General features: G+C 70.6%; 1 protein-coding gene. It reads right to left on the reverse strand.

Going from position 1 to position 898, the window contains the following annotated elements; translation table 11 throughout:
• Positions 1-135: 135 nt before the first annotated feature.
• Positions 136-898 (reverse strand): RsmB/NOP family class I SAM-dependent RNA methyltransferase (locus tag WP12_RS22420; RefSeq protein ID WP_046195870.1); only part of this gene is annotated, 763 nt, incomplete at its 5' end.

Genomic DNA, 898 nt, shown 5'->3' on the forward strand with positions numbered 1-898 from the left:
CTCATTCCTCCCCGGGACGGGGAGGGGGACCATCCACGGGATGGTGGAGGGGGCGTGAGGCTTGCGCGATCAACCGTCATGGGGAGGCAGGCCCCCTCCACCGCTTCGCGGTCCCCTCCCCGTTCTGCGGAGGAATTAGACGCGTCGGAACCGCGCGATGAAGAAGCCGTCGGCGCCGCCCTTGTCGGCGAGCGTGCCGGGCCGCACCCGGACGCGGCCGACCTTGTCGGGGCTGAAGCCTTGCGGAAGCTCGTCCGCCGTTACCGGATCGATCCTCCAGCCGGGATGCGCGGCGACAAAGCTTTTGGCGATCTGCTCCCCCTCGTCGGCTTCCAGCGAGCAGACGGCATAGACGAGCACGCCACCCGGCGCGACGAGTTCGGCGGCATGGTCGATCAGCCGGGCCTGCTGTTCGGCGGCCTCGGCGATCACGCGCGGTCCGGCGCGGTGGAGGACGTCGGGATGGCGGCGGAAGATGCCCGTCGCCGAGCAGGGCGCGTCGAGCAGCACCGCGTCATAGAGCAGGCCATCAATGAAATCGGCGGCGTCGGCGATATGGATTTCGGCGGCCAGGCCGGTGCGCGCCAGATTTTCGGACAGCCGCGCCATCCGCGCTTCGGACATATCGACCGCCCCGACCGACCATTGCTGGCTGGCGAGCTGCATCGTCTTGCCGCCGGGGGCGGCGCACAGGTCGAGTGCGCGCTTGCCCGAGCCGTCGCCGAGCAGGCGCGCAGGAATCGTCGCGGCGATGTCCTGCACCCACCAGATGCCCTCGTCATAGCCGGGCAGATCGACGACGCGGCGGCCCGCCGGGATGCGGACATGGCCCGGCGCGAGGCTTTCGCCATCGAGGCGAGCGGCCCAGTCGGCGATGTCGGCCCCGGGTTTGAAGCGC

The organism is Sphingomonas sp. SRS2, from assembly GCF_000971055.1.
GTDB lineage: Bacteria > Pseudomonadota > Alphaproteobacteria > Sphingomonadales > Sphingomonadaceae > Rhizorhabdus.